Origin of the sequence: Rhodoferax ferrireducens, from assembly GCF_003347515.1 — a bacterium.
Classification (GTDB): Bacteria; Pseudomonadota; Gammaproteobacteria; order Burkholderiales; family Burkholderiaceae_C; genus Rhodoferax.
Window position 1 is genome coordinate 1 of the sequence record NZ_QEII01000041.1, and the last position, 311, is coordinate 311.

Annotated in this window: 1 protein-coding gene; it reads left to right on the top strand. The window is 50.2% G+C overall.

Features of this window, described 5'->3' with window-relative positions:
• Positions 1-155: 155 nt before the first annotated feature.
• The coding region (locus C5P05_RS00155) for a DUF2239 family protein (protein ID WP_114967965.1) at positions 156-311 on the top strand (156 nt) is incomplete at its 3' end.

Consider the following 311-nt stretch of genomic DNA (forward strand, 5'->3'; position numbering starts at 1 on the left):
CGTTTGACAACTTTCGCCGAATTGGGCTTTCAACCCATGGCAGTAACGATGTTCCAGTCACAGAAGTTCCATGGCTTAAATTTAACCCGGGTATTATTGACACGGTAATTTAACCCGGGTATTATTGACTCATCCAATTCAAGCCCAATCTCACCGTGACTGATACCGCTACACCTTCCTACATCAGCTTCAACGGCCACAAGCGAATTGCCTCTGGCAGCTTGAAGGTCAACGCATTGGCTGTGAAACACGCCCTGGCGACAGGCGTACCCAATCCGCTGCTGACCTTCTGCGACCAGACTGGCCAAGTT